Source organism: Microbacterium halophytorum, assembly GCF_002970975.1.
GTDB lineage: Bacteria > Actinomycetota > Actinomycetes > Actinomycetales > Microbacteriaceae > Microbacterium > Microbacterium halophytorum.
In genome coordinates this window covers 621,710-627,709 of the sequence record NZ_KZ672982.1, presented here as the reverse complement: position 1 = coordinate 627,709, position 6,000 = coordinate 621,710, and the positions used below count along the sequence as shown (strand labels likewise).

Sequence of the window (6,000 nt, the reverse complement as noted above, 5' to 3'; positions counted from 1 at the left end):
CCCCCCCACTCTTCTGCGTCTGTGCGAGCGGCGGTGATCAGACGAGCGGCTGCATCACCTGGAACGACCGGTCGCGCGCGATCCTGCGCCCGTCGCGCATGCCCGAGAACAGATTCTTCACGCCCTGGCGGGTGATCTTGCGCTCGACGGCGGCGATCCGGATGATCTCCTTCGCGAACGTCGCGGCGGTGCCGAGGCGGAAGTAGACCGGGTTGTACTTGCCGTGCGCCGCGTAGTAGTGCTTCATGATGCCGCGGTTGCGCATGATGTAGTAGCGGTAGCGGTCGCTCGACGCGTTCAGGTGTCGCTTGCCCATGTCCCACTGCTTGATGCCGCGGGTGCGTCGCAGCACGAACTCGTTCACGATCACGCTGCGCGTGTGCAGCGACGCGAGCCAGCCGTAGATCGTGTCGTCCCAGTAGATGAAGAAGCGCGGATCGGGCAGGCCGATCTTCTCGACGATCGATCGGTGGATGAACATGCCCTCGAAGCAGCCGGAGTTCATCGGCCGGTACCCGCGCGAATCGAAATCGGCGGGCGCGAACGGGATCGGGATGCCGAGGGGGACCGACACGCGGTACTGCCAGTAGAACTCGCTGCCGTCGTAGTCGTAGCGCCGGCCCTGGATGCTCTTGAACTTGGGAGCCCATGCTCCCATGCGCGTGAGTCCATCTGGCAGGACCTCGACGTCGTCGTCCATCAGCCAGATCCACTCGCTGCCCAGCTCGTACGCGGTGCGCATGCCCTCGCTGAAGCCCCCGGCTCCGCCGGTGTTCTCGGCGAGGCGCCGGTAGACGAGCTCGGTGCCGATCCTGTCCTGGAAACCCGCGACGACGTCGGTCGTGTCATCGGCCGACGCGTTGTCGATGACGACGACCCTGCCCGGCTTCACGTCCATCTCGCCGATTGATGACAAGAGACGTGCCAGCAGCGACGAACGGTTGAACGTCACGATGGCGATCGTCGCGGTCGCCGGGTCGAAGGTTTCGTTCACGAGTGCCGATCTCTCAGAAGTACTGCTGGTTCAGTCATCATTCTCGCGCTGGCGCCCTATGCATCCGGCGGGAACCCCGATGCCATCAGGTCGATCGCGGGGAGCGCAGGGCGAGCCTACAGGCTCGATGTTGCCGGAGCATTGCGCCGCCGACCCGTGACGCACGGGCGGGCTGCACACGTCACTTCGCGGCGGTCTCGAGCCTGAGCTTGTCGTCCCAGTACTCTGCGGAAGTCATGCCCTCGTAGCCGGTGCGCCAGTCGCGGAGCACCCGACCGTAAGAGCGGCGCAACCGCAGCGTGTTGCTGAGCAGGCGCTTGCTCTCCCGCCACCAGCGGCCGCGATCGCGCTTCACGGTGTAAGCCTTCGTACGGTCGACGTTCAGGCAGGTGACCTCGCTCGCGCCGTAGATCATCCGGAAGTCCTCGCGATGTTCTGCAGCGAGCGCCACCTTGGCCCCGCCGATCGGCAGGAGGTGACCGTTCAGAGTGAGCAGCAGCAGCGCCCGCACGGGGCGCGGCAGGAACGTGCGGCGCGGGTGCGGCGGCGACGAGATCGGCTGCCAAGCCTCCGTCGTGGTCATCGCCTTGATGTCGGAGCGGCGCTGGGCCATGTCGGCGTTCTCATCGAAGAAGCCCGGGCCGCGGAGCACGTCCTCGAGCGCCAGGTTCACCGCCGAGAGCGAGTCGTAGTGGAAGCGCAGGGCGGTGCGGAGGTAGAAGTTCAGCACCATCCTCTGCAGCTCCTTCCAACTGCGCTCCTTCTCCGGGAGGCTCAGGTGGTGGATGAGGTGGCTGCGGAAGTCGAGGTACCACGTCTGCGGCGACGCCTTGTCGACGAAGCTCTCCTGAACCGAGGCGACGCCCGGCAGTGTGAACGTGTTGAAGTCGTTGACGAGCGAGAAGCTGACGTCGTCGCCGCGCACGAAGAACGGGAACGGCAGGTGCTCGACCTGGGCGACGGGGAAGGCGAAGAACCACCATCCGGCGTAGAAGTCGCCGCCGAACGGGGCCGTCGTGTCGTACTCCATCGCGAAGACGTCCTCGCGCTCGCGCAGGTCGAGGCCGGCGAAGTGCGCCTTGCACCCGAGGTCGAAGTGCGCTCCGTTCTCGCCCATCTCCCACCGCTTCGCGTCGTTCAGCATCGCGCCCGCGACGGCCGTTCGCGGGTCCTGCGCATACGCGAGGAACCACCACGTGCGGCTGACGGCTTCCATCTGGATGGAAGCGTCGTCGTCCATGAACAGCACGTGGGTCGCACCCGACGCGCGCCCGGCGAGCAGTCCGCGGGTGAAGCCGCCGGAGCCGCCGAGGTTCTCGTTCGGGATCACGGTGATGCCCTCGCCGTCGTCGACCTCCGCAGAGCGGCCGTTGTCGACGATGAGCATCCGGACCTTCTCACGCGGGTCCGTCTCCGCGCGGAAACGGCGGAAGCGGTCCGCTGTGGCGGCGACCTCTGCCTCGCGCCGGAACGTCGTCACCGACAGCATCAAGTCCGGCTCCGAAACGGGGGCCTGCTCCGTCGCCCACGTGAAGTCGTCGAGTCGGCCGTCGCTGAGCGCGCGCAGCTCGAAGTAGACGATCGCATCAGTGGACGCGTCTGCGTACGGGGCGAAGGGCTGGCGGAACAGGCCGTCGAGCGTGACGACCTCGCTGAACAACTGTTGCGTTGAGCGGTTCCGACACGCGAGATGGATCGACAGGAGGAACCGTCCTTTGCCCCGCAGCTGGAGCTCGAGCGGCAGATCGCCGGCGTTCCTGCGCCATTTGCCGAGGTTGAACAGGTTGTAGTAGGAAGCCGTGCTCATCCGACCGCCCTTGGCGAAATCGGCGCCGCCCTGCGTCAGCGAGACGCCCACCGAACCCTTCAGGCGGAAGTGCGCCGAAGTCTCGGTCGAGATGCCCGGTTGGGGCCAAATGGCGGTCTGCAGCGGGTAGCTCGTGGGCTCTTCGGCCTGGCTCTGGCTCACGGGAGCGCCTTCCTGCTCGGGATGGTCGACATAGAAGTAGTGGCGGCGGGCGCCGCGGCGTGATCAGCCCTTGTGGTGGAGCTGCAGGACCGTCGATGCGTCGAGACGCTTCGAGCGGGGAACGAGCACCTGCTCGTCGTGGTGCCCCACGGCGACGAAGGCGATGAACACCTCGTGCTCGGGGAGGTCGACCAGGTTCCGGATCTTCTGCTCCTTCTCGGTGCCCATCGCGGTGTTGAGCAGGCACGAGCCCAGCCCCATCTGCGTCAGGCCGAGCAGCAGCGACATCATGAACAGGCCGCCGTCGACGAACGGCTGGTTGCGCTCGGGCGCGAACAGGAACGCGTCGAGGTCGGCCGTGACGAGCAGCAGGCGCGGGGGCATCTCGAAGCCGACGAAGCCGCCCTGCACGTCGAGGAGCTGCTTGATGACCTTGGGATCTTCGAACTGATGCACGCGGCCGCCCTGGCGGCTGCAGACGGAAGGCGACTGCATCGCGATCTGGACGGCGGTCGCGATATCGGAGTCGGCCACCGGCTCCTTCGTGTACTCGCGCACGCTGCGACGGCCGTACATCACATCCATGAACGTGCGGTCGTCATTCGGCGTCGTGACGGGGCGCTCGCGGAGCTGGTTGGCCGGCAGGACGCCGCCCTCCTCGTAGGGACCGTTCTCGATGACGTCCTTGGCCTCCTCCGAGAAGAGGTTCCAGAAGTGCGAGACATCGGTCTTCGTCTGCGCGTTGCGGTCGAAGTAGGCCTTCATGACCGCGGCGGAGCTGCCGAGCACGATGTCCTCGGTGCCGTGCCCGGCGGCCAGCCACGCGTTCATCTCCTTGGCGATGCCCGGAACGGCGATCTTGCCGAACCCCGGGCGGAAGTTGCTGTGCGTGAGGCCCTTCTCGATCGCGTGCGCGTGGAAGAACATGCGCGCGCGGGCGCCGGTGACGCCCTCGGCGGTGCGGGAGTGCTTGAACGACCGCACCTGGCGCTCGTAGTCCTTCAGGGCGAGAGCGCGGGCCTGGCCGGCGAAGCCCTTCGCCGGGGCCGCGCCCGAGGCAGCGCCCTTCGTCGTCGGGGCTCCCGCCGCAGGGAGCTCATCGATCGTGATCGACCGCACATCGGCGCCCGCGCCGCGGCCCGTGAAGTGCAGGGCCCCGAGCATGAACTGCGACAGGCCCGACTCCGGTGCACGGAAGATGATCGTGTCGGTGCGCGCGCCCTTGGCCTTCTCCGGCATGTCGACGTGGCCGATCACGCGGAACTTGCCGGTGTCGGCGTTCCGGAAGTGCAGGTTGACCCTGCGGGTCGTCGTGCGCGGGCTCCAGTCGAGACGCATCTGATAGTAGGATCCGCTCACGAGGGGCTCCGGCAGCGCCGTCCAAGCGAGATTGCCGACGATGGCGCCGCCGCGGTTCACGCGCAGGCGGGTGCCGGAGGACCTGTTCGTGATGCTCCAGGCGTCGGTGTTCGTCGTGAACACGGGGTTGTGCAGCGCACGCTTCTGCAGCGTCCGCATCGCGGCCGAAGCCTTCTTCTCGGGGTCGAGGGCGTCCTTCAGCCATGCCAGCGAGCTGGTGCGTCCGGTCGAGATGTACTCCCGCGCCTTGGTGAAGTCGATCTCGGGCGTGACGTTCGCGTTGCCCGCGACGTCCTCGGGGGTGTCGTCCTCGAAGATCCGGCGAGTCTCGCCGAAGCCCATCGAACCGAGCAGGTTCTTGAAGCGGTCGGCTCCGCGCTTCGAGTTGTAGATCGACGAGAACGGCTTCTCGAAGATCGCCGCGAAGGCGGTGCCGTGGTAGCTGTCGGTGATGACATAGCTGCCGTCGCGGTATGCGCGCAGGAAGTTCTCCGGGGCATCCTCGGCGACGATCTCCACGCGGGGGTCGCTCTCGAACAGCTCCGTGACCGAGTCGCGGCCGCCGTCGGGGTTCGGCACGACCACGATCTTCTCGAAGCCGAGTTTGTCGGCGACGGCCAGGGCGGCGTCGCGCTTCTGCTCGTTCGGGTCGAGGAAGAACACCGTCATGTATTCGCCGGCGGGCGGCGTGAAGGTCGCCTTCTCCGCCAGTTCGGCGTAGTGCTCGGTCGGCAGGAGGAACACGGGGTCGACGACGAGGGACGCCTTGGCGCCGAAGACGCTCTGCGCCGTGTCGATCGCGTAGTTCTCGCGCACCGAGATCGCCTTGAAGCGCTGCAGGTTCGGGGCGTGCTTCTCGATGAAGTCGGGCTTGAACTTGTTGGTGCCGCGGTTGCCGAACGACGTGCCGTAGGCGACGCGGTTGTTCTTCTCGGCGACGAAGTCGAGGAACAGGTCGTCGTTGACGCGGCCGATGAGCGGGTTCCAGAGCTGGTCGCTGCCGACCACGAACGTGTTGGCGACGTCGTTGAGCTCGGGGAGCTCGGAGAAGTGCTGCTGCTCGGTGTAGTTGTAACCGATGCGGCGGGCGAACTCCATCGACAGGATGTCGTCGGGCCAGTCGACGCGGTAGCCGTTGTACCCGAGCGGTTCGTGCACCATGAGCACGGAGCGCCCGAGGCCTTCGATGGCGCGGTTCAGCCCGTAGTAGGTCAGGATCGAACCGTAATTCTTCCCGTACCACCATCCGAGAACCGCGACGTCATAGGTCTTCTTGGCATCGGCCATCTGCGCTGTGTCCTTACCTGCAAAGGGTGTCTGGCGAGAGTCCGGCCGGCGGGCCGTTCGCTGCGTCGCGGCGAGGGCTGTCCACTCGCCGTACGCCTCGCGAGTCTAGCCCAGGCAGTGTGACCGGGGCCTGTGTGACGCGTCCGTCGGCATGTGCGTCACCTGCGAACCTGCGCACAGAATCCCGCCAGTGCTTCGGGATGGTGCGCCCGGGTGCAGTCGGTCGACCGCGGCGCGGTCAGAACGGGCCTATGCGAAGCAGAGCTGCGGCAGGCAGGGTCAGCAGGAAGCCGGCGACACGGTCGCCGAATGAGCGCTCGCCATCGGCGCATGTGCCGGTTTCCTGTGCGGGGGTCGTGTCGTCGTCCATTGTTCGTCGCCTCTCCGGCGG

Annotated in this window: 4 protein-coding genes; all 4 read right to left on the bottom strand. The window is 66.8% G+C overall.

Features of this window, described 5'->3' with window-relative positions:
- Positions 1 to 37: 37 nt before the first annotated feature.
- The 4 genes from C0010_RS02995 to C0010_RS15350 all read right to left on the bottom strand — a co-directional run bounded on the left by C0010_RS02995 (position 38) and on the right by C0010_RS15350 (position 5,979).
- Positions 38 to 994 carry a glycosyltransferase gene (locus C0010_RS02995; protein ID WP_105565518.1) on the bottom strand — a complete coding sequence of 319 codons (957 nt, stop codon included), beginning with the start codon at positions 992 to 994 and terminating at the stop codon, positions 38 to 40.
- A 181-nt stretch (positions 995 to 1,175) separates the two neighbouring features.
- Entirely contained in the window at positions 1,176 to 2,963 is a 1,788-nt protein-coding gene (locus C0010_RS02990; RefSeq protein ID WP_105565517.1) for a glycosyltransferase family 2 protein, read from the bottom strand.
- Between the two features lie 63 nt (positions 2,964 to 3,026).
- Positions 3,027 to 5,609 carry a polysaccharide pyruvyl transferase family protein gene (locus tag C0010_RS02985; RefSeq protein ID WP_105565516.1) on the bottom strand — a complete coding sequence of 861 codons (2,583 nt, stop codon included), beginning with the start codon at positions 5,607 to 5,609 and terminating at the stop codon, positions 3,027 to 3,029.
- A 238-nt stretch (positions 5,610 to 5,847) separates the two neighbouring features.
- The gene (locus tag C0010_RS15350) at positions 5,848 to 5,979 is read right to left on the bottom strand and encodes a hypothetical protein (RefSeq protein ID WP_267893870.1); all 132 of its coding nucleotides are present in this window, start codon (positions 5,977 to 5,979) and stop codon (positions 5,848 to 5,850) included.
- Positions 5,980 to 6,000 lie beyond the last annotated feature (21 nt).